A 22,443-nucleotide genomic window follows, 5' to 3' on the forward strand; every position below is an offset into this window, starting at 1 on the left:
TTATTGGAAAGGGGCTATGAGGTGAAGCCACGAGATTATATTCCTAGACACAAATCTGATTTTAATAATATAAATCAGTTGAAACTTTTAGAAAAAAAACAAATTAGACCCATAATATCTGAACTATTCGTTTGGTTAAAAGATAGTAACTGGCCGATTTCATCAGAAATTAGGAATATATTATTTCAATTTGATGTAGAGTTGGTTCCAAACTTGAAAAAAATATTAAAATCTGATGATAGCACTTGGAAGTACTTTGTTCTTGAAGATTTTTGTAGATATCTTCCTAATAGTGTAATTGGAGAGATAGCATTAGAGTTGGAAGAGCTTATTATGCATCCCAGTTTGGATGATAAACTTGAAGAAGTCGACCGGATTGCTGGAGAGATTTTAGAGAAATTAAAATAATTGTTGTGAAATTATTTTGCTAACCTTGAGGGACACTATGCCTAGTTGAGTCCATATATCAAATGTGCAAAAAAGGTTTTCAAAAAATGAACAGAGAGCCATGTTCAAAACCCTCAGTTAGAATAGAGTTATTGAAACAACATTCTAAAGGACAAGGTGTGTAGTGACATGGCTCTATATCAAACTCCCCTAGATGCAGAGCTCGTGCATCAACTTTTCTAGGAAGTTTCTCAAGATACGTTGGATCACGAAACTGCTGGGGGCAGTTTTGAATCAAGGGTCGCAAGCCAAGCCCAGATGACCGAGCATGTGGTGGCAGAGTGCCATGAGAGGACGGAAGAAAGGAAGAAAAAGTCCACAACCTATTCCGATATTCAGGCGAACTGCGGGACGATACGACGGAATTACAATACCTTCGTGCCCGCTGGTATGATCCTGATAGTGGAAGATTTATGAATGAGGATACGAATTCAGATAATCCAAAAGATATATTTTCGTATAGTGAATTAGTCCGTGCTGATTCAAATGCAAGAGAAGATTATACTTCTGAATTTATTACGGATACCATAATTGGCGCGTGAGTAGATGGTCTTATCATTAAGAGTGGAACATCTATTGGTAAATCACTTTATCAAGAGTTTCACGTTTATTTTCTAAACAAACAGTAATTGAATAGGTTTTGAAGGAGGAAAGGCTGGTGAACAATTTTTAGCGAAATCAATTGGCTCTAAGCAAACGTAAGTTTTTTAATACATCACTTGTAAGACAATATATAGATGTTATGAAGAATGGTATAGCTCATGAAAGTAAGGTAGGATACACATCTTTAACTTCATTTGTGAGTAAACAGATTCAAAAAGATGCTGAGCTAATTCGGACGGGAGACATTGAAGGAGCGGTTTGGCATTTTTACAAAAGTGGTATTACTGGAAAGGTGGGAGCAACTAAACCTTTGTTAGACATGCTTGATGCAAACGGTATTAAATATATAATTGAGAAAGTATATAATAGGAGGTCAAACAAAATGGATTATAAATTAATGCAACCACCTTTTGAGATAAAAGAATACTCAGAAATGAGTAAAGAAGAAGCGAAAGAACATTTTAACTGGTTTAAACAACAAATACCTTCGCGTTTAGAGCAACTTGGCACATTTTCACATACATCTGGATTATAGTGATCGTTCGCTTATAGACATTTGGGAATGGTATCTAAGAAATGTACAGATTCAAAATAAAAGTGCTTCGGAATTAGAAGAGGAGCATTCAGAAACCGAAGAATGGTTGAAGAGCTATATATGAAAAAAAACTCGACACAAAATCCCAAGCTTTTACACTGGATATTGCCATTTATCTAGGAGAGGTTGTAAAAAGTAATCACAGTGGGTTGGATTGGGGAGTTGTTTAAACCTAAGTCGTATGTTAGCGTTAATCGCCCTGTTATCACTGGTTTGACTAAGGAAACAGATATGGATGTGATCAGGATTGCATCGAATAAAATGTATCTGGTTCTAGACGGAGAGCGTTTCCCAATGCTTTATTCGACATTTATCATACGTGGGAGAAATATATTTAAAGAGTGCCTGATAGAAAGGGATTACGATGTTCGAATCTAATTGAGTGGGAAGATCGGTAAAAAAGTATTTTGAATATTATACAAAGAACAGAGAGCCGTAACATGTTAACGGCTCTCTTTGTCGTCTTCCGACAAGTATTCGATCAGTTCACCAGGGAGTACACCAAGGGTTCTACAAAGTGTATTCAAGGTTGGAAAGTCAATTCGGGCATTTGCGTTGGAGGCTAAAGCTTTAACCGTATTCCTATTAATTCCCGTAATAGAAACAATATCTTTCTGTTCGAGTCCACGGTCCTTCATAATTTTATCAAGAGAAAATCTAATCACAACAATTCCTCCAAAAGTAATCAAGTAAACTAGTTGATAAGTGTAGGTTAGGGGCATATATTTGTAAATAAGTAATCTAGTTAACAAGATTACAAGTAAACTAATTTAATGCCATCATAGTATCAAAATGTTTTAAAATTAGCAACAGTTCTAGTCTGCATCATCCTCTACATACTCGATAACATCTTGAACATGGCAGTCTAGAGCTTTACAAATTTTATCTAGCGTATCAAATTTCACACCGTCTGTTTCTTCGTTGTAAAGTTTGGTGATTCCGTTTCTATGTAATCCAGTCATGCGGGAAAGCTCGGCAATATTTATTCGTTTTTCGCCCATAATACGGGAAAGATGAATCTTTATCATATTTTCCTCCAGCTAAATGCATACTATAGTATTAAAAAGCAACATCAAAGTATTGACAATAAACACTGTTCGATGTATTCTGAAAACAACAAAAATAACACTGTAATGTGCATTTGGTTTATTGAAATGTTATTTGTGAACGTCGTAGTAATATGCTTATCGTACCAAAACGTTTGACAATTAGCAATTAATTATCGTTCAACCACCTAGTTTGAAAAACTACCTGTAGAAGAAAGTATATTGGCAAATAAGAAACTTTGAACAAAGGAATGGAGCGAGGATGTATGACAGAATGGGTAATGGGATTGGAACGGGTATCCATGGTTCAGGGGCCATATGATTTACCTCATATGTATGAGATATGCGAGGGGATTCTGTATGACCATCAATATTTCTTTTACCTCGAAAATGGCATACTGTGTTTGCGCCATGTGAAGAAGGTGGAGCAATCATATCATACGCATCTTTACCTAGATGGAGAGAGCGGAGGCTTGCAACTGGCAGAGGGTGTACAAGGGGAAGTTATGCAAGTTGTTACGGAGATCATCGAACGCTTACGCGCTAAGGATGGACTGACATTTTTATTCGATGAACTGCTGTGGCTACATGGGAGGGGCCCCATTGAATTAAACCTTTTCAATAAGAAGGATGAAGTGACCCCGAGTGGCAGACAACTTGCTACGAAATAAATGATTCTTATGCTCTATATCATGGAACTTGTAGAAAAAAAATTATGATTTCAGTGAATGTACCAGTTGTTGACTGATAAAAATGAGCGGATACCGAATCAATATGGTCAATTCCACTACAACAGCATCACCAGAGGGAGTAAATCCAAAATCACCTCCCAATAATATGTTTTGCTGCTGCTTTGATGAAGGAAATTCCGGTTCATCCAAGCCATATTGTTCTTTGATTCTCTCTTTCGTTTCATGATCTATGACAAGGTTATCCTGTGCAAAGGTATAGAAGATAGGAACACTTAACTGTATTAAAAGAAGTAATGCAACGGGTATAAGCACTTTTTTGCTTTGCATGGTTAGCTCCTATGATCTCTGTTTTTGACCTCTTAACTTTTGTATCTACCATAATGAAAACAACTTAAAAATGCAACGGAAGGATGAGAAAATAATCCCTTCACAGGATTTTATGACCAGAATATAATGGTAAATAACAGCATCGATCTACATACACTTGGTTATCGGGGTATAGCGCAGCTAGGTAGCGCGCACCCTTGGGGTGGGTGAGGTCGTGGGTTCGAATCCCGCTACTCCGATTTCAATCAAAATGTCCTGCTGATGCAGCTAATGCGTCTGCCGGGCGTTTTTTTTTTGAATATTACATACCCTATCGGTCTATGTATCTACTGGGTTGTGACGAGCTAGTCGTATGCAACCAACGTATGTACTTGTGGAGCATTTGAGAGGAGATATGATGAAGCCACCTCTGCACTGGATATGGAGGCAGAAGTGGCAACTCAACAATCGCTGGCGGAATGGTCTGCTGTTTGACTTTTTTAATTTGCCTATAAAGATTCCTGAAGGGTCTTGGAAGAAGTGCTGTAATCAGCATAACGGGGAAGCACAATAGTGTAGTATATTCCTACAATAACGGTACAGACCCCAACTAATAAAAACAAGAGCTCAATTGAAATAAATGAAGGAAAGCTTATAGCAATGAAACCTAATGTAAGAGATTGGGACAGCATCATTAACGGATTAATCAAACCTTGCACACGTCCCATCATTTGAGGATCTACAATACGAGGAAGCCATCCTCCTATGCCAATGTTAATGAACGGAAGTATCAGTGCAATGACAAAATTGATAATCAGAAAAGCGTAGATGTGGTCAACAAATCCTAGTATGCACATACCTATTCCGGCTACCAGAACTCCCGCTGCAATCATTTGGTGTAGCTTTAGCTTGGCGGAGATGAGAGAAGCGATTAGGGTACCAAGCAACACACCAGCTCCAAAAATAATACCTGTCCAAACCATATACTGCTCATAGTTGCCTGGAGCTAGCTTATATTTAAGAATAAACATCGGTAAAACGCTAAAACCACCATTTAAAATACCGAACATAAAAAAGCCTGAAACCAACCAAAGCAATAGTCTGTTGCGTAATATGTAAAGAAACCCTTGTTTAAAATCGATCATGACAAGTTTGAATTTTAATTGTTTGAATTGATGTGCCCCGTTCGGAAGGCGTACTTCCTTTGGGATTTTGCAGGAACGAATAAGCAGTGCAGACACAATAAAAGAAATAGCATCAATTAGGATGGCTCCAGTAATTCCAAAGTGCCAGTAGACGACGGCCCCCAGAGTTCCTCCAAATAACATGAAAAGACTCCCCATCATTTGATTGAGGCCTGCGGCAATGGTGTAATCATCTTCGCTTAATATCCCCTGTATAATGGCACTTTCGGCTGGGAAGAAGAATTTGGAGGCAGCACTACGAATGAAGAGGAGGGCAAATATCAAAGGAATCGAATCGACCCAAATAAAAATAAGCAAACATAAGGATAAAAAAGCGCTGATCCAGTCACAATTAACAGCAATTTTTTGTCTGTCCATCCGATCTGCCAGCACTCCAACCACGAGAAATACTACCAGCATCGGGAGCGAATACATTAACTCGGCAAGTGTTGCATAGTATGGCTGATTTGTAAACCGTTTCAACAAATAAAACATGAATGCAGTAACCCCGATAATTCCTCCCATTTGTGAGGCGAAGGTTGCCAGAAAAAACCTGACATAATTCTTGTTTCTGAGTACTTGTTTTAATCCAGTCACAGTTCCATCCCTTTCGCTTTCAAAGCGGTTTTTAGATGCCTAATTAAAATAATAGTGAAAAGTAGGAATATTGTACAGAAAAGTGACTTTAATGTCACTTTAAGTTTGAATTTGCATCGTATCGGACCCTCTACCTTTTAAATTCTGCTGTTAACGATAATCATAGTGAGGTGGACTGGGAAGTTGTTTTCAAAATGGTTTGGCGTAGTATGAGGAGCAATATAAACTTAAATAACCAGCCGACGGTTGATATCCAACGGCTGGTTATTTAAGTTGCCAGGTGTTTGATTACAGATTAGCCCGATTCATCTCATTTACGCATGGATATGTTGAGAAAAAGGAAATGCTCCTAGCTAGAAAACTTTATACAATGGAAGAGGAATAAGAATTGTGAAATTCGACTTTTGATGAAGGATTTCATATAATGTGAGCATATTGTGAACAACTTAAATTGAAGACTTAATAAAAAATGAAAATGATTTCCGTCCAGCTATGAATTTCAAAATTTGACGGAGGGAACGAGATGACAATGGAAGAGAGCAGCAGACAGGTACCTTGGCAGGCGTATTATGGACCTAATCTAGGTTATGTGCAGGATCAGTATGAAAAGTATGTAGCGGACCCCGGAACGGTTGATCCGGCTTACCGCGAGCTGTTTGATCAATGGGGTGAGCCGCCACAATCCGAATATTCGGCTGCTTCCATGATAGACAACAAATTGCAAGGCCCCCCCACAAGTGCTTTGGGGCACCTTGATTCAAACACATTACAGAAAGCGGTTACAGCGGGGAAAATGGTGTGGAATATCCGTGAGTACGGACATTTAGCCGCCCAAATCGATCCGCTGGAACTGGATGCAGAGCAGGATACACGCTTGCTTAATCCAGCATCTTACGGTTTAACTGAACAAGACTTAAAGGCTTTTCCAGCCTCTTTAATATGGGATAACGCTCCTGCGGGAACACTTAACGGATGGGAAGCCATTCAACGGTTACGTGTAGCGTACACAGGACCGATTGCCTATGAATTTAGTCATATTCACAACGAGGAGGAACGCCGCTGGCTGAACAGCTATGCAGAATCTGGCTGGTCCTCCAAGCCACTTACAACACAGGAACGCAAGTCGTTGCTAGGCAGATTGGTAGAAGTAGAACAGTTCGAAGAGTTTTTGCATAAAACATTCGTCGGACAGAAACGTTTTTCCATCGAGGGTAATGATGTGCTTGTCCCTGTTCTCGACGAGATTATTCGTCTAACGACAAATGCAGGAGCAAGTCATGTCCTGATGGGCATGGCGCATCGCGGCCGTTTGAATGTACTGGCTCATGTGCTGGGCAAGCCTTACAGTAAAATTTTCTCTGAATTTCATCATTCGCCGAATAAGGATTTGATCCCGTCGGAAGGTTCCACAGGAATTAACTACGGCTGGACTGGCGATGTGAAATATCATCTGGGTGCTGATCGTTTTGTAAAAGATGGGGGAGCAGTGCAGGCCCGTCTGACATTGGCGAATAACCCAAGTCACCTGGAATATGTAAATCCGGTAGTACAAGGATTTTCACGAGCTGCACAGGAAGACCGCAGTGAGGCTGGTTATCCGAAGCTGGATGTGAGCAAGGCAGCTACAATTATTATGCATGGTGATGCGGCTTTCCCAGGTGAAGGTATCGTGGCAGAATCACTTAATTTCACGAATTTGCGTGGCTTCCGTAATGGCGGCACGGTCCATATTATTGTGAATAATCGTTTGGGTTTTACGACAGAGAGTGTCGATTCACGTTCGACCCGTTATGCCAGTGATTTGGCTAAAGGCTATGAAATTCCAATTGTACATGTGAACGCGGATAATCCTGAAGCCTGCATTGCAGCGGCACGTATGGCTGGTGAATATCGCAATCGTTTCAAGAAGGATTTTTTGATTGATCTGATTGGTTACCGTCGTTATGGTCACAATGAATCCGATGACCCGGAAACAACACAACCGCTGGTATACCGTAAGGTGAAGAATCATCCGACGGTGAGCAAATTGTACGCTCAAAAGCTGATGAAGCAGGGTATAGTGGATGAAGCGTTTAGTGCCGGTCTCATTGAAAAGGTCCAAAACAGACTGAAGGAAGCGCATGAGCATGTGAAGAATCAACCGGAACAAGAGCCGGAAATGAGTCCTGTAAAGGCGAAAAAGAATCAGAATTCTATGGTACGTACTGCAGTGGAATTGAAAAAGCTGCGCCAAATCAATGAAAACTTACTCAAATGGCCACAGGCTTTTCATGTATATCCGAAGCTGGATCGAATTTTACAGCGTAGAAAAACCGCTCTGAACGAAGGGGAAAAGGTAGATTGGAGCTTGGCGGAGACGCTGGCTTTGGCCACCATTCTCGCAGACGGCAAGCCTATTCGTATGACAGGTCAGGATGCGGAGCGAGCTACATTTGCTCACCGTAACCTTGTGCTGCATGAGCCTGAAACAGGCCGTACACATTGCCCGTTGCATACATTGCCGGAAGCACGTGCTTCATTCAGTATTCATAACAGTCCATTGTCTGAGGCATCTGTCCTCGGCTTTGAATATGGCTATAACGTGTATTCTCCTGAAACGTTAGTGATTTGGGAAGCACAATTCGGCGATTTTGCTAACTGTGCACAGGTTATTTTTGACCAATTCATCTCCGCAGGCCGTGCCAAATGGAGACAGAAATCGAGTCTAGTGATGCTGTTACCGCATGGTAGCGAAGGACAAGGACCAGAGCATACAAGCGCACGTCTGGAGCGTTTTCTCCAGTTGTCCGCACAAAATAACTGGACTGTCGCTAATTTGAGCAGTGCCTCACAGTATTTCCATCTGCTGCGCCGTCAGGCTGCATTAAGCGAAAGTGAGGAAGCCCGCCCGCTTGTGATGATGTCGCCGAAGAGCCTGATTCGTAATAATCGTGTCGCTTCGCCTGCTTCTGAATTCAGCGAAGGAGCATTCCGTCCTGTGTTGGAACAGCCTGGTCTGGGTGCACGTCCGGATCGTGTAGAGCGCATTGTACTGTGCAGTGGCAAGATTGCCATTGATCTCGAAGAAGCATTAGAAAAGGATAAGAATGAGGCAGAAGAGCGTCTGCATATTATTCGTGTGGAGCAGCTATACCCTTTCCCGGAAGAGGAAATTCGGAATATTTTCGGCCGCTTCCCACATGTTAAGGAGTTCGTATGGGCTCAGGAAGAACCTAAAAATATGGGGGCTTGGAGTTACATTGAACCTCGTCTGCGGAATGTTGTGCCACAGGGAGCGGAAATTCGTTACGCAGGCAGACCAGATCGTTCAAGCCCGGCCAGCGGTTATCAGCAAGTACACAGCCTAGAACAACAGCGAATTATTCAATCGGCGTTGAAGCAGGATTCCAAAAACAATATTACACTTGGGAGGTAGCGGCTGTGAGCGATATTATAGTGCCAGCAATGGGAGAATCCATCACGGAAGGAACAATCTCCAAATGGCTTGTGAAGGAAGGGGATTCTGTAGGACAGGGAGATGTTCTACTGGAGCTGGAAACCGATAAGGTCAATCTGGAAATTAGTGCGGAAGAAGCAGGTGTGGTCCAGAAAATCCTTCGTCAGGAGGGAGATACTGTGGTCATCGGTGAAGCTGTTGGCTTGATCGGAAGCGGCAGTGGTGGTGCGGAATCAATCGGTGCTGGAGAAGTTGCAGCGACTCAAGCGCCTGAAGCACCGTCCGTAGCGACTTCACCGTCTTCTGTAGAAGGCGGCGGTAAAGCAGAAGAAAAGTCTGCACCGCCTATTTCATCGAATGGGGACGGGAATGGCCAGACGGCATCACCATCCGCCCGGAAGTTGGCGCGTGAGCGCGGGATTGATCTTGAGCAGGTACAGGGAAAGGACCCGCTCGGACGTGTTTTCCAGGAGGACGTAAAAACGCATAACAGCTCTGAAGTGTCACGTGCAGCATCTGTACCTGCGTCTCCCGCTACTAGCAAGCCTGCGCCTCCGTCTCCAGCACAAACGGAGTACAGCAAGCCTGTGGAACGCCAGCGGATGTCTCGGCGCAGAGCGACGATCGCTAAGCGTCTTGTTGAAGCACAGCAAACAGCTGCCATGCTCACCACTTTTAATGAAGTGGATATGACCGCCATTCTCGATGTGCGTAAACGCCGTAAAGATAAGTTTAAGGAAAAACATGATGTAGGCTTGGGCTTTATGTCCTTCTTTACAAAGGCAGTGGTTGGCGCACTCAAGCGTTTCCCTACCGTGAATGCAGAAATTAACGGCGATGATATCGTACTGAAAAAATACTATGATATCGGGATCGCTGTATCTGCCAAGGAAGGTTTGGTCGTGCCAGTTGTGCGGGATGCTGATCGTCTTGGCTTTGCTGAGATCGAGAAAAGTATTGCAGATTTGGCTGGCAAAGCACGCTCCAATTCGCTTTCTCTAGTCGACTTGCAAGGAGGAACGTTTACTATAACCAATGGAGGTATTTTCGGCTCCCTGCTGTCTACGCCAATTCTCAATACGCCGCAAGTGGGTATTTTGGGAATGCATAAAATCCAACTTCGCCCGATTGCCATCGACGAGGAACGCATGGAAAATCGTCCGATGATGTATATCGCGTTGTCCTACGATCACCGGATTATTGATGGTAGTGAGGCGGTTCGTTTCCTTGTAACGGTCAAAGAATTGCTGGAAGATCCAGAATCATTGTTACTCGAAGGATAAAATAAATCGGGCAAGTGTATCTCCTCTTTACGTGTATGACAAAAGCAGACTCTTGCGAGTCTGCTTTTTTTCCTGCATAGTTATAACATAAGGCAACTGACATTACAGGCAGTAGATGAGAGAAGGGCGGGAACTGTTTTGGACAAAGACTTGCGCTATCCGATAGGATCATTCGTTGTTCCAGATACCATTACAAAAGAACAGCTTATCGCATGGATTCACGACATTGCTGAATTGCCTGCACAGCTGCGTCAGGCGGTCGAAGGACTGAATGAGCAGCAGCTCAATACGCCTTATCGCGAAGGGGGCTGGACGATTCGGCAGGTAGTTCATCATGTGGCAGATAGCCATATGAACAGCTATATCCGTTTTAAGCTGGCACTGACGGAGGATACGCCGACGATCAAGCCATATGATGAGGGGCGTTGGGCCGAAATACCAGACGCCAGGGAGCTTCCACTGGAACCTTCGTTGCAATTGCTGGAAGGACTTCATGAACGGTGGGTGACCGTGTTACGATCGTTGGGAGAGGATCAGCTACACCGAACATTTATTCATCCTGAATCGGGCCAGACGATCCGCCTGGAACGAAACATCGGCATCTATGCCTGGCATGGCAAGCATCACACAGCTCATATTACTTCCCTGAGAGAACGGAATGCATGGTGATTTTTAAAACTATATCCAAATGAATATAAGGCAATAAAAAAGAAACCTTCAATCCCACGTTAATCGTGGTTTTAAAAGGTTTCTTTTCTTATTTCCTCACAAGGTTGATGACTTGGGCTAGGTTGATGTCCAGGTGCCTCGGAGTCTCCAGGCAACGCGGAAACAGAGGTCACCCCTGTGTTAACATGACGGTCGAGCCAGTCCACGATGTCACTCATCACCTCGTCGCGGTTTGTTTCATGAAGCATCTCATGGCGACCGTCAGGATAGAGGCGGTATTCGATGTCCTGAAGCTCTAAGCTTCGATACATCTCTACTAGTGACAACACACCTTTACCGAACAAACCCACTGGATCACGATCCCCGGCAAAAATATAAACTGGCAGTTTGGGATTGATGTGTTTCAGCGAGGAAGGCCAGTGGATTTCTTGTAATAGCCTGAAAAAATCCAGAAAAAAGCCTGTCGTGCATATAGCTCCACATAATGGGTCGTGCACGAATTGATCTACTTCCTCAGGATCACGGGACAGCCAGTCGAACGCCGTACGCACCGGACGAAAGGCACGGTTAAATCCGCCAAAGACCATAGCGTTGAGCAGCATGCTGCGATGATCCATTCCTTGCAGCTTGGCTTGCAGTAGAGCAACTTGCTCTCCGAGTTTTAGGAGACCACGTCGTCCGTTGGTCCCCGATAAAATAAACCCGTGATACGTTTGCCGATCATCATACATAATTTTCTGGGTTAAAAAGGACCCCATGCTGTGACCCAGCAAAAAACGAGACTGATCAGGGAATTCCTTAGCCGCAATTTCGCCTAGCTCCAGCATGCCGTTTGCCATTCGATTAAACGCATTAGCTCCCGGCATACCCAGCTTATCAGGATCACCAGCCGTGCGCCCGTGACCGATATGATCGTTGGCATACACGCCATAACCGCAAGCAGTAAGCTTTTCGGCCAGTCGGATGTAGCGATAGGACGTCTCGCACATACCATGCGAAATTTGGACAATCCCCTTAATGGGCAAATTCTGATCAGGCAGCCAGCGGTAGGCAAAAAGCTCTGTTCCGTCATTTTCAGCGATGGTGAAGGTGTATTCCCGCATAATTAGACATCACATCCTTTAAGCTTTAAGGAAGATAAGATCTAAGTACGGTCATTCCGTCATTCAGCGTGTAACCGCTCAGGTTAGCGGGCAACAGGAAGCAATCTCCAGCTTTACAGGAAAGAGACTCGGTATTATTGTTCCATGTTATGGTCCCACTGCCTTCACAAATCACGAGAATGGTGAAGCTGTCTTCCGTTGTAGAAAGTGCCCAACTTCCATCTACGATACCCTTTTCCACAACAAAATACTCACAGGCTGCCAACTGGAGCCATTTTCCAGGCTGTAAGCCGTCCGTTTTCATCGTTGTTGCGCCTGCACCTTCGTAGGAGGTTACATTGAGGGAATCCTCGATATGCAACTCACGAGGCTTGCCGTCCAGTCCGGGGCGATTGTAGTCATATAAGCGATAGGTAGTATCCGAATTTTGCTGGATTTCAGCAACGACAACGCCTGCACACAGTGCATGTACGGTTCCGGCGGGGATGAAGAACGTATCGCCTGCTTCGACTGGAACCTGGCGCAAACTGCCGAGGATATCCCCACTTTCAAGAGCTGTGCGCAGACTCTCGCGGGTTACACCTTCGGTCAGACCATAAATAATCTTGGCATCTGGCTTGGCATCAAGCACGTACCACATTTCAGTTTTTCCTAATTCTCCGGCTGGAAGTCCTGCGTAATCATCTGTCGGATGCACCTGAACGGATAAGTCATCATTACAATCCAGTAGTTTGATTAAAAGTGGGAATCGTCCGCCTTTTTCCGATACACCCTTGGCTCCGAGCCAATCCTGCCCGTAGGTCTCGCGGATTTCATCCAGTCCTTTGCCTGCCAGCTCACCATTGATAACCGTTGTTGTTCCGTTTGGATGATCGGCAATCATCCATCCTTCCCCGATATGTCCTTCTGGTGGGGTTAGACCAAATTGCTCTAAGGCCCGTCCTCCCCAAACTCTCTCTTTGAACTCAGGTTGAAATTGCAGCGGGTATGGCTTTAGCATAATTTCTCTCCTCCATAATGAGTAATGAGTGCGACCTAACAGAATAGGGAAATCAATAACGTGCCGCTGGGGCAATAAACCGGGATGAATAGTGCCCAAACGAGCTTAAAAAATAATATATGTAAGGCGGCTAAAAAAGCCGCTCATAACCTGAGTTTAAAATCCGACATTATTTCTTCTCAACCGCCACTACGAAAGGCGAAGCGGATCGTTGTAATTGACGATAAATAATGCTTTGACCGCTGGAGACCGGGAGAGCAGAAGCCCATTGAAGAACGGCATCTGCTTCTTCACTGCCTCCGGCGTGTCCTGGATATAACACGGCAGTCAGAATGCCGCGTGGTCGCAGCAATTGTAAGGCAGCATCAAGTGCGACGAGCGTGCTGTCTGTTTGGGTGATGACAGTAGGATCGGCGCCTTCGGAAGGCAAGTAGCCCAGGTTAAACATGACCGCAGCGACTTTGCCATGCAGCATGTCCGGAACGGCCTCCCGCATTTGCTCATGACCTTGTAGCAGTAGCGATACTTCTGCTAATGAAGGAGAAGCGTTTTCTTCCAGTCGACGACGGGCGCAATGCAGTGCTTCTTGTTGGATGTCGAAGCCATAGACACGGCCCCGCTTGCCAGCAGCTTTTGCCAGAAACAACGTATCTGCTCCTGTGCCGACGGTGGCGTCTATAGCAGTATCGCCTGGCTGCACCCGTGCAGCCACCAATTGATGAGCGTAGCTCAGGACGGATAGGAAGCCCATTTAAGGTTGCCTCCAGTATTTTCCCTGCCACGTTTCACGTGACTTCAGTTCATGATCAATGGCATTAAGCACTTCCCATTTTTTAAGCGACCACATGGGTCCCATTAGCAAATCGCGTGGGGCATCTCCGGTTAACCGATGAACGATCATTTCGGGAGGTAAAAACTCCAGCGTATCAACTATCAGCTTAACGTATTCGTCCTTTTCCAGAAAGCGTAGCAATCCCGCTTCATATTGCTTGACCATGGGCGTTTTGCGCATGAGATGCAGCAGGTGGATTTTGATGCCCTGCACATCCATAGCGGCTACCGCCCGTCCCGTATCGAGCATCATTTCATGCGTCTCTTGGGGCAGACCATAAATGATGTGGGCGCACACGCGGATATTCCGCTTGCGCAGCTTTTCCACCGCATCCAGATAGCATTGAGTATCATGAGCGCGGTTAATCAGCTCTGAGGTCGATTCATGGACAGTTTGCAGACCCATTTCGACCCATAGGTACGTGCGTTCGTTTAGCTCGGCAAGGTAATCTACTACATCGTCAGGCAGGCAATCAGGACGTGTAGCGATGGACAGACCGACAACACCGGGCTGCTCCAGAATAACTTCGAAGTATTCTCGCAGTTCCTCAACCGGGGCATACGTATTCGTGTAGGCTTGGAAATAGCCAATATATTTGGCGTTTGGCCATTTTAGATGCTGCCGATCCCGAATCGTATTGAACTGGGTGACCAGATCATCACGACGACGCCCGGCAAAATCACCCGATCCGCGTGCGCTACAAAAGGTGCAACCCCCTTTAGCGATGGAGCCATCGCGATTCGGACAGGTAAAACCCGCATCCAGCATGACTTTGAACACTTTATTTTGAAATTGCTCACGCATTTCGTAATTCCAAGTATGGAACCGTTTATCTCCCCACAGGAGAGGAGCAGGCAATAAATCTGTTTTCATGGGTGTACTCCTTTTTTTACGATCACCCTATTGTAACAAAAATCAGTCTTCATTGGGAATCATTTGACCGAACAAGTCAATAAAATGTGCGTATTTTATGGCGTTGCGGATTGAAAAAGGTTACACAATGTGTTATATTGTAAGCGGTACCAGACATACAATAAAAGGACTGTTTTCGATCCTGAAGATAAAAGTTATCCGTTGCTAATGATTATTCTTCAGGGAGGCAGCTTTGCTGTTTCTATCGCCTGTTTTAGGGTAAGTGCACGTCGGTTCCATCACAAATAACCCGTGAGGTGATCTTTTATGAATGCGCAGGATAAGACGCGTATGGATAAAGTTACTGTTGAGTTAACCTTTGATGAGGCGTTGGCATTGACTGGTGTCCGTTTTGGGCAGGATCGTCAGATTGGAACGACCGCACGTCAAAAAATCAGAGCGGCTTGCCAAAAGACAATTGATTTTTCACCTGCTGATGGGGTAGACTATGAACAATTAAATTAGTTGGACCCCAATCCAAATATATTGAAAAAGGAATTTCATTTCCGTATCTTCAAGCGGGGGTGAAATTCCTTTTTCCTTGATAACAGAGTATATGGAGGAGTAACATGCGTTTACGCGGAAGAAAAGGAATTCGGGAAAGTCTGGAAGAACAGCAGGACCTAGTCATCTTGGAGCCAGCACAGTATAAGGGGAAATGGCAGCAGCTTTTTGGTAATGATCGTCCCATTCATGTAGAGTTCGGTATGGGGAAAGGGCAATTTATAAGCCAAATGAGCTTCCGGAATCCGGAGGTTAACTATATTGGCTTTGATATGTATGATGAGCTGGTTCGCCGTGCAACAGAAAAGTCTCGTCTGGCCTGGAGTAATTCAGAGGTTGATACGCCGCCTAATATCAAATTGGCACTGGCAAACATCGAACAGATCGAAAATGTTTTTGAACCAGGAGAGATTGAACGCATTTATCTGAATTTTAGTGATCCCTGGCCTAAAGCCAAACATGCACGTCGTCGTTTGACGCATCCGCGTTTTTTGGACAAGTACCGTCAGCTTTTGAACAGCAAAGGACAAATTCATTTTAAGACCGATTCGGAGACACTGTTTGAGTTTTCTCTGAATTCGTTTGCCGATAGTGGTTTGCAGATGACGAATATTTCATTAAACCTTCATCGTGAGGGGATTAACGAGGAGCATGTCATGACGGAATATGAACAAAAGTTTATGGGCAAAGGTATGAATATTCATCGAGTCGAGGTGCTGATCGGCAAAGATGCTTTGGAAGAGTACGGAAAAACACGCCTTGAAAAGTACGGGAAATAAAAACAGATCAAATGGATAAAATAAGACAGGGTGCTTCCTTATTAGGAAAGCACCCTGTTCGGTTCCAGTATATCCAAAATACTCTGTGCGCTCTGAAGAGGATAATATCGCGCTACATTATGGACGTGCTCCTGTCGCTTGCGGACGATTTCTGGAAAATCGTGTAGCAGTCGGTTCATCCATTTAACGACAACATCCAGCGAAGTAATCGGTTCTCCGAAGCCTTGAGCCGTAAAGTATTGACAATTTTCCTCCTCCTGTCCAGGGAGAGGTTTGTGAAACAGCATCGGAATCCCTTTGGCCAATCCCTCGGTACATGTCATTCCGCCGGGTTTGGTGATGAGCAGATTCGATACCTCCATTAATTTGTCGATTTCCCGTGTAAATCCGAAGATATGAATATTTGGATGATTAAACCTGGGATCCAACTGCATTTTACGACGAATTTTATCATTATGCCCCAAACAAAAAATAAATTGAATGTTATCTCTCCACTGAGTAAGCGAACGATGTATGACTTCGTCATTCATAAGGCCCCAGCCGCCACCCATAACGAGTACGGTCGGGATGGGTTTAAGTCCAAATTGTTCTCTAATTTCATCATGCCCAGGATGTTCCCAAAAATTTGGATGAACGGGAATACCGGTCACCTGGATTTTCGAGACGGGTACTCCGCGTGCGCGCAGCTTACGCATGACTTCAGGCGTAGATACAAAGTACCGGTCAACCTCGGGACTAATCCATGTTCCATGTGCATCGTAGTCTGTAATGACAGTACAAAGCGGAACATGTAAGCCTAAGCGCTTCAAACGTGAAATTACCGCGCTTGGGATGGGATGAGTACATACCACCAAATCGGGACGAAGCTGCCGGAGAATGTTTCGGGTCTGCGTGTAGAACAGACGGTGCAAAGCGAGCGTTGTAAGACGGTTTAATGATTTTTTGTACTGATGACGGTAAACCAATCCGACTAGACGAGGCTGCGATACAACAGTCTTCTTGTATGCTGTAATAATAAGCGGGGCCATTCTTGGATTCAAAAAACTCCCCAGCTCCAGCACTCTGGTCTGCACATTCGGAGAAAGCTTCCGCAAACTGCTTGAGAGCGCGTAGGCAGCTTGAGTATGTCCGGCACCGAAACCTTCCGATAATAATAACACTCGTTTTTTAGCCACTCTCATTTCACCTGTTCCTGCTGGGATGTTCTCAATCATACCATATCGGCTTTAAGGCCAGAATGCAACCGTTCCTATTGCTGCAGACGTTCCGATGACCGCTCCTGCGAGTACATCCGTTGGGTAGTGAAGACCCAGATAAATTCGAGAAAAACCAACAATTGTCGCTACAGGCAACAGCAGCAATGTTAGCATCGGTGACTGTAGCATGAAAGGCACGGTAGCTGAAAAAATAGCGGTCGTGTGCCCTGAGGGAAAAGAATGGTCCGACAAGGGGTTGCGGAATGTATTTGTACCTGGTAGAGCCAAATACGGGCGAATCCGCGGGTACAGCTTTTTAACGATAGCTACGGGGATGTGACTGACCCCGAGAGCGATGGCTCCCTTCATACCGGTATCTTTCCACGGATTCGGAGCGAGCCACCAAATAAGGAGTGTGGAGGCTATAGTAAAGGTAGCCCCGCCTAAATGTGTGAGATAATAAAGCCAGAAGTTCAAAAAACGGTTGTGTAAGCGTCCGTTGATCCATTTGAACAACTGCTGCTCCAGATTTACAAGTTTTACGACTAGACGTTGCATTTGGTTTCCTCCGGTTGCCGGTTCAGGTCAGTCGGCAAATATTTTGAGTCATTTTGACATAATCAGACCATAAGTAATTATTCTCTTGCTCTCATCATATTTTTAAACGCTGTTCATTTCAAGAATCACTAAAGATTCAAACTTACTTGGTTCAATTCTACACAAAAATGTTAATGGAATATAAGCCAAATTGTATAACTTTCTTTGCGTTCATCCGTCTAATAAGATAGAGTGTTTAGAAGTGGTTGCTAATTGGCCCACAAAAAGGAGGGACCAAAGAAATAAAAAGTTAGCAAATGGATGAAAATAAGACTTAAGCGTCATCAATGAGAAGACCAGCGCCGCATTCCCGGTTCAAACGGGAGTTTGTTGTGTTTTTTTGCTGCTGAGACCGGTTTAAGGGCTTTGACAAAAGATTGAAAACCAACGAAAATCGTAATGGCATTCCTGTGTCAGCCAAAAGGGGGCTGCACACAGCCAATGAAGAAAGCAAGGGTCGGGTCAAAAACTACAGAAAAGGCGCGCAAAGCGCCGCAACTTGCGCTACACAGATAGAAAACAAACAAACGCAAGATTTTAAGGGGTATAAAAAAGGGGGTAACAAGAGATCATGTTAGACGCTATTTTCGTGACACTCCAGATTATACTGGCGGTGATCGCAGTCTATCAGTTTGCATTCTCCTTGTTCGGATTGGTTCGCAAGAAAAGGAAAGAGCACGCGGCTCCAGAAAAATCATTTGCCATTTTAGTCGCTGCCCACAATGAAGAACAGGTTGTCGGAGCATTGATGGAAAATTTGAAGCAACTTGATTATCCGAAGGAACTTTACGATGTGTTCGTAATCTGTGATAACTGTACAGATAAGACTGCGGACATCGTTCGCGCTCACGGCATGAATGCTTGTGAACGTACGAATCCGAATCTGCGTGGTAAAGGCTACGCTATTGAGTGGATGCTCAAGGAATTATGGGCTATGCCGCGCCAATATGATGCCATTGTCATGTTTGATGCTGACAATTTGGCGCATACCAATTTCTTGAGTGAAATGAACAATGATCTGTGCACAGGTGCCCGTGTTATTCAGGGGTACATTGATACTAAGAATCCTGAGGATTCTTGGATTACAGCGGCATACGGGGTATCTTATTGGTACATCAACCGTTTGTGGCAGCTGTCACGTCACAATCTGAACATGGCTAATTTCCTCGGTGGTACAGGCATGTGCTTTGAAACAAATCTGCTTAAGGAAATGGGCTGGGGTGCGACAAGTCTCGTAGAGGATTTGGAATTCACCATGCGCTGCACACAACGCAACGTATATCCAAGATTTAATTACGATGCCAAGGTATATGATGAAAAGCCGTTGACGTTCAAAGCTTCGTCCAGACAGCGTCTGCGCTGGATGCAAGGTCATTTCACGGTTGCTCGACGTTATTTCTTCCCGTTGCTGTGGCAAAGTATCAAGCATAGAAGCCTGATTAAATTCGATATGGCTCTTTATGGTCTAAACGTGTATATCGTACTGCTCACCTTCTTGATGACAGTAGCTATGTGGATAGATATAGCGTTATTTGGTGGACCTAATATCGAAAATATTTATGTACAATTCCCGGCTTGGACTGGTGTTATAGCTGTGGGTCTGAATATTACTACCTTTGTGATCGCGATGATTTTGGAAAAGGTCACGTTCAAAAAAGTATATCTGTACCTGCTGCTATTCCCGGTATATCTGGTCTCGTGGTATCCGATTACGTTCTATGCGTTCTTTACACAGAACAACAAGCAATGGAGCCATACCCAGCACACGCGTGTCGTTCGCCTGGAAGAGGTTCAGAGCAAGCAAGGTTAATTGGACGGTGAAATAGGATTGAAGATCGGTGTCATTCATTTTCTATTAAAGTGTTGACACCTCGATTGCACCGTGATAAGATATTCGAGTATGTTAATTGAAAAGTATGGATTAACAAGTAGAAGGTCCGACTTCTCACCTGCCCGGTATTGCCGGCTGGTCATGATCCAATGATTTGTGAATTGAACTTTCATGATGAATTGAGTATCAGACAGGGATGTCGGCTGTATAGTCGTCATCCCTTTTTTGTGCTTAAACACAATACAACAATAACAGGTTCTGGAGGTGGAGGGTTATTAGTAAGGAACATATGATCAATGATGAGATTCGGGTGAGAGAAGTACGTCTAGTTGGTGCGAATGGGGAACAAATCGGGATTACACCGACGCGTGAAGCTTTGCAAATGGCGATTGACGCAAACTTGGATCTCGTAAACGTGGCGCCTCAAGCGAAGCCGCCCGTGTGTCGGATTATGGATTACGGTAAATTCCGCTATGAGCAACAGAAGAAAGAAAAGGAAGCCCGTAAAAACCAGAAGATCGTTGACATCAAAGAGGTATGGTTCCGTTCCAACATCGAGGAACATGACTACCAAACCAAGTTTCGCAATGTGGTAAAGTTCCTGAATGAAGGGGACAAGGTGAAATGCTCCGTTCGTTTCCGCGGTCGTGAAATTACCCATGCTAATGTGGGTCAAAAAATTCTCGAACGTGTGAAATTGGAAGTTGCTGATCTTTGTACCGTGGAGCGCCAACCCAAGCTCGAAGGACGCAGCATGATTATGATATTGGCTCCAAAGAGTCAATGACAAATTAAGGAGGAAGTTCAATGCCTAAAATGAAAACACATAGCAGCCTTAAAGGCCGCTTCAAAATTACCGGTACTGGTAAAGTAATGCGTTACAAAGCTTACAAAAACCATTTGCTTTCCCACAAATCCAAACGTGCAAAACGCGTTCTGGGTACTAACCCTGAGATGGCACCTGGGGACGTTAAGCGTCTGAAACAAGGTCTTGCTAACCTGAAATAGCACTAGCACTGCAATGAATGAAGTATAAACATTATTTGGGAGGTCTATTGATATGGCAAGAGTAAAGGGCGGATTCGTCGTTCGTCGTCGTCATAAAAAAGTATTGAAGCTTGCTAAAGGTTATTTTGGTTCCAAACACCGCATTTTTAAAACAGCTAACGAGCAGGTAATGAAATCGCTTGTTTACGCATACCGTGACCGTCGTCAGACGAAACGTAACTTCCGCAGACTGTGGATCGTGCGTATCAACGCAGCAGCTCGTTTGAACGGTTTGTCTTACAGCAAATTGATGCACGGCCTGAAATTGGCTGGTGTGGACATTAACCGCAAAATCTTGGCTGATCTTGCAGTCAATGATATTAATGCATTCAACTCTTTGGCAACTGTTGCTAAAGGCAAAATCAACGCTTAATTATTAATAATGAAGGCGTGGAAACCGCGAAAGCGGTAAAAAGGTATCCCAAGCAGTACGCTGTGTAGGGATGCCTTTTTTTGTACATACTCAATGTTACGGAAAAGACTTCGTTTTCTCCAAAATACGAATAAATATGACGTGAGATGGAAGAATGTATGTTTTTTTTAGTTTTGTAACGCTTACATTGATGAGATTTTAAAAAAAATTGACCCAAGGTTATTAATTGTCTAGATTTTAGCCGATCATAATTGTATAATCTCTAAAGTAAGTCTTCTGTACGATCTGTCTCGTCAGTAAATGACATGCATGTACATGTTCAAAGAAAAGAGACAGTCCAGGGATCTAACACTAAGGGGGAACAGTATCAGCATGAAGAAAATGTTCAGTATGTCTTTGGTTATGCTGCTGGCGATCTCGGTCATTCTCGCAGGCTGCGGTAACAAAAATCAAGGTGCGTCCAACGCAAATGGCGGAGACACAGGTGGTTCTGCCAAAACATCGAATGTCCAAATCGGCATGGTTACAGATGTGGGTGGAGTAAACGACAAATCGTTTAACCAATCTGCTTGGGAGGCACTACAAGCCACTGAGAAAGAATCGGGCGTTAAAGTTAAATACCTGCAAAGTAAATCCGATCAAGATTATATTCCTAACCTGAACCAATTTGTTAAGGGTGATTTTAACCTGACTTGGGGAATCGGTTTTAATCTGGCGAATGCGATTGGACAAGTAGCGAAAGACAACCCAAGCAAGAATTTGGCGATCATTGACAGTGTCGTGGATGCGCCTAACGTAAAATCGGTTGTTTTTGCTGAAAATGAAGGTTCCTTCTTGGTGGGGGTTGTAGCTGGTAAGCTTACCAAAACAAACAAAATTGGTTTTGTGGGTGGACAAGACAGCCCATTGATCAAACGTTTTGAAAAAGGATTCGAAGCAGGAATTAAAGCTGTAAATCCAAATGCAAAATTGGAAGTTAACTACACAGGTGCATTTGATAAGCCGGACCTAGGTAAAGCAGCAGCTGCGACGATCTATAACAGCGGTGCGGATATTATTTTCCATGCAGCTGGCGGATCTGGTACAGGTGTATTTAATGAAGCACTCGCACGTAAGCAACAAGGTCAGCAAGTATGGGTTATTGGCGTAGATAAAGACCAATCACTTGAGTTTGGTGACGACGTAACATTGACTTCGATGGTAAAACGTGTAGATGAAGCTGTAAAACGCGTATCTAAAGAAGTAATTGATGGTAAATTTAAGGGCGGTGTCGAGACACTGGCTCTGAAGGATAATGGTATTGGTTTGGCAGACACATCAACGAAAAACGTACCTAAAGACGTGCTTGATCTTGTAGAACAATACAAGCAAAAAATTATTAAGGGCGAAATTACAGTTCCTTCGAAATAAG

Annotated in this window: 23 protein-coding genes, 1 tRNA gene and 1 pseudogene; 15 read left to right on the forward strand and 10 right to left on the reverse strand. The window is 44.1% G+C overall.

Annotation, left to right across the window (positions count from 1 at the left end):
* Positions 1-21: 21 nt before the first annotated feature.
* The 3 genes and pseudogenes from ACUYLD_RS02140 (at position 22) to ACUYLD_RS02150 (ending at position 1,585) form a co-directional block, all read left to right on the forward strand.
* Positions 22-408: a DUF5071 domain-containing protein gene (locus ACUYLD_RS02140; RefSeq protein ID WP_446674329.1), complete on the forward strand. Its 387-nt coding sequence runs from the start codon at positions 22-24 to the stop codon at positions 406-408.
* Positions 409-749: 341 nt separating this feature from the next.
* Positions 750-905: pseudogene (locus ACUYLD_RS02145) on the forward strand (RHS repeat-associated core domain-containing protein); the annotation flags it as partial.
* A 224-nt stretch (positions 906-1,129) separates the two neighbouring features.
* Positions 1,130-1,585 carry a hypothetical protein gene (locus ACUYLD_RS02150; protein ID WP_446674330.1) on the forward strand — a complete coding sequence of 152 codons (456 nt, stop codon included), beginning with the start codon at positions 1,130-1,132 and terminating at the stop codon, positions 1,583-1,585.
* A gap of 503 nt (positions 1,586-2,088) precedes the next feature.
* Here ACUYLD_RS02150 and ACUYLD_RS02155 read toward each other — a convergent pair.
* Positions 2,089-2,310 (reverse strand): helix-turn-helix domain-containing protein, encoded by a 222-nt coding sequence (locus ACUYLD_RS02155; RefSeq protein WP_446674331.1) that lies wholly within the window; start codon positions 2,308-2,310, stop codon positions 2,089-2,091.
* Positions 2,311-2,460: 150 nt separating this feature from the next.
* Positions 2,461-2,673 carry a helix-turn-helix domain-containing protein gene (locus ACUYLD_RS02160; protein WP_442435494.1) on the reverse strand — a complete coding sequence of 71 codons (213 nt, stop codon included), beginning with the start codon at positions 2,671-2,673 and terminating at the stop codon, positions 2,461-2,463.
* 284 nt (positions 2,674-2,957) lie between these two features.
* Between ACUYLD_RS02160 and ACUYLD_RS02165 the strand changes: the two genes are divergently transcribed.
* The gene (locus ACUYLD_RS02165; protein ID WP_076158064.1) at positions 2,958-3,362 is read left to right on the forward strand and encodes a hypothetical protein; all 405 of its coding nucleotides are present in this window, start codon (positions 2,958-2,960) and stop codon (positions 3,360-3,362) included.
* A gap of 42 nt (positions 3,363-3,404) precedes the next feature.
* On the opposite strand, the gene ACUYLD_RS02170 is transcribed toward ACUYLD_RS02165, so the two are convergent.
* Positions 3,405-3,710 carry a hypothetical protein gene (locus tag ACUYLD_RS02170; RefSeq protein ID WP_076158061.1) on the reverse strand — a complete coding sequence of 102 codons (306 nt, stop codon included), beginning with the start codon at positions 3,708-3,710 and terminating at the stop codon, positions 3,405-3,407.
* A gap of 165 nt (positions 3,711-3,875) precedes the next feature.
* On the opposite strand from ACUYLD_RS02170, the gene ACUYLD_RS02175 reads away from it, so the two are divergent.
* Positions 3,876-3,949: transfer RNA gene (locus ACUYLD_RS02175), tRNA-Pro, on the forward strand.
* Positions 3,950-4,198: 249 nt separating this feature from the next.
* Here ACUYLD_RS02175 and ACUYLD_RS02180 read toward each other — a convergent pair.
* On the reverse strand, positions 4,199-5,470 hold the full coding sequence (locus ACUYLD_RS02180) for an MFS transporter (protein ID WP_342419732.1): 1,272 nt from the start codon (positions 5,468-5,470) through the stop codon (positions 4,199-4,201).
* A gap of 523 nt (positions 5,471-5,993) precedes the next feature.
* Here ACUYLD_RS02180 and ACUYLD_RS02185 point away from each other — a divergent pair.
* The 3 genes from ACUYLD_RS02185 to ACUYLD_RS02195 all read left to right on the forward strand — a co-directional run bounded on the left by ACUYLD_RS02185 (position 5,994) and on the right by ACUYLD_RS02195 (position 10,858).
* A complete protein-coding gene (locus ACUYLD_RS02185; protein WP_250261977.1) occupies positions 5,994-8,885 on the forward strand; it encodes a 2-oxoglutarate dehydrogenase E1 component in 2,892 nt (963 codons plus the stop codon).
* Between the two features lie 5 nt (positions 8,886-8,890).
* Positions 8,891-10,189 carry a 2-oxoglutarate dehydrogenase complex dihydrolipoyllysine-residue succinyltransferase gene (odhB, locus tag ACUYLD_RS02190; RefSeq protein WP_446674332.1) on the forward strand — a complete coding sequence of 433 codons (1,299 nt, stop codon included), beginning with the start codon at positions 8,891-8,893 and terminating at the stop codon, positions 10,187-10,189.
* Positions 10,190-10,327: 138 nt separating this feature from the next.
* Entirely contained in the window at positions 10,328-10,858 is a 531-nt protein-coding gene (locus tag ACUYLD_RS02195) for a YfiT family bacillithiol transferase (RefSeq protein ID WP_250267860.1), read from the forward strand.
* Between the two features lie 71 nt (positions 10,859-10,929).
* Here the strand turns inward: ACUYLD_RS02195 and ACUYLD_RS02200 are convergent, their stop codons facing one another.
* From ACUYLD_RS02200 to ACUYLD_RS02215, 4 genes are all read right to left on the reverse strand, one after another.
* Positions 10,930-11,961 carry an alpha/beta fold hydrolase gene (locus tag ACUYLD_RS02200; RefSeq protein ID WP_446674333.1) on the reverse strand — a complete coding sequence of 344 codons (1,032 nt, stop codon included), beginning with the start codon at positions 11,959-11,961 and terminating at the stop codon, positions 10,930-10,932.
* Positions 11,962-11,986: 25 nt separating this feature from the next.
* Complete coding sequence (locus tag ACUYLD_RS02205; protein WP_023987749.1) at positions 11,987-12,961, reverse strand: type I phosphomannose isomerase catalytic subunit; 975 nt, start codon at positions 12,959-12,961, stop codon at positions 11,987-11,989.
* Positions 12,962-13,130: 169 nt separating this feature from the next.
* Positions 13,131-13,712 (reverse strand): class I SAM-dependent methyltransferase, encoded by a 582-nt coding sequence (locus ACUYLD_RS02210; RefSeq protein WP_446674334.1) that lies wholly within the window; start codon positions 13,710-13,712, stop codon positions 13,131-13,133.
* Positions 13,713-14,666 carry a TIGR01212 family radical SAM protein gene (locus ACUYLD_RS02215; RefSeq protein ID WP_061829120.1) on the reverse strand — a complete coding sequence of 318 codons (954 nt, stop codon included), beginning with the start codon at positions 14,664-14,666 and terminating at the stop codon, positions 13,713-13,715.
* Between the two features lie 306 nt (positions 14,667-14,972).
* On the opposite strand from ACUYLD_RS02215, the gene ACUYLD_RS02220 reads away from it, so the two are divergent.
* Together ACUYLD_RS02220 and trmB are read left to right on the forward strand one after the other, a co-directional pair.
* Positions 14,973-15,170 carry a hypothetical protein gene (locus tag ACUYLD_RS02220; RefSeq protein WP_013309373.1) on the forward strand — a complete coding sequence of 66 codons (198 nt, stop codon included), beginning with the start codon at positions 14,973-14,975 and terminating at the stop codon, positions 15,168-15,170.
* A gap of 104 nt (positions 15,171-15,274) precedes the next feature.
* Positions 15,275-15,988 carry a tRNA (guanosine(46)-N7)-methyltransferase TrmB gene (gene trmB, locus ACUYLD_RS02225; RefSeq protein ID WP_013309374.1) on the forward strand — a complete coding sequence of 238 codons (714 nt, stop codon included), beginning with the start codon at positions 15,275-15,277 and terminating at the stop codon, positions 15,986-15,988.
* A gap of 41 nt (positions 15,989-16,029) precedes the next feature.
* Here the strand turns inward: trmB and ACUYLD_RS02230 are convergent, their stop codons facing one another.
* Positions 16,030-17,163, reverse strand: coding sequence for an MGDG synthase family glycosyltransferase (locus ACUYLD_RS02230; protein ID WP_416145804.1), 1,134 nt, complete (start codon positions 17,161-17,163; stop codon positions 16,030-16,032).
* A 51-nt stretch (positions 17,164-17,214) separates the two neighbouring features.
* Entirely contained in the window at positions 17,215-17,742 is a 528-nt protein-coding gene (locus tag ACUYLD_RS02235) for a phosphatase PAP2 family protein (protein WP_061829122.1), read from the reverse strand.
* Positions 17,743-18,352: 610 nt separating this feature from the next.
* Here ACUYLD_RS02235 and ACUYLD_RS02240 point away from each other — a divergent pair.
* The 5 genes from ACUYLD_RS02240 (at position 18,353) to ACUYLD_RS02260 (ending at position 22,442) form a co-directional block, all read left to right on the forward strand.
* Entirely contained in the window at positions 18,353-19,591 is a 1,239-nt protein-coding gene (locus ACUYLD_RS02240) for a glycosyltransferase family 2 protein (RefSeq protein ID WP_250261970.1), read from the forward strand.
* A gap of 310 nt (positions 19,592-19,901) precedes the next feature.
* Positions 19,902-20,399 carry a translation initiation factor IF-3 gene (gene infC / locus ACUYLD_RS02245; RefSeq protein WP_013309378.1) on the forward strand — a complete coding sequence of 166 codons (498 nt, stop codon included), beginning with the start codon at positions 19,902-19,904 and terminating at the stop codon, positions 20,397-20,399.
* Positions 20,400-20,419: 20 nt separating this feature from the next.
* Positions 20,420-20,620 (forward strand): 50S ribosomal protein L35, encoded by a 201-nt coding sequence (rpmI, locus tag ACUYLD_RS02250; RefSeq protein ID WP_013309379.1) that lies wholly within the window; start codon positions 20,420-20,422, stop codon positions 20,618-20,620.
* 52 nt (positions 20,621-20,672) lie between these two features.
* Positions 20,673-21,032, forward strand: a complete 360-nt coding sequence (gene rplT, locus ACUYLD_RS02255; RefSeq protein ID WP_007429517.1) for a 50S ribosomal protein L20 — start codon at positions 20,673-20,675, stop codon at positions 21,030-21,032.
* Between the two features lie 372 nt (positions 21,033-21,404).
* Positions 21,405-22,442: a BMP family lipoprotein gene (locus ACUYLD_RS02260; RefSeq protein WP_061829124.1), complete on the forward strand. Its 1,038-nt coding sequence runs from the start codon at positions 21,405-21,407 to the stop codon at positions 22,440-22,442.
* Position 22,443: the final 1 nt, after the last annotated feature.

This window comes from Paenibacillus sp. SER-28 (genome assembly GCF_052906305.1).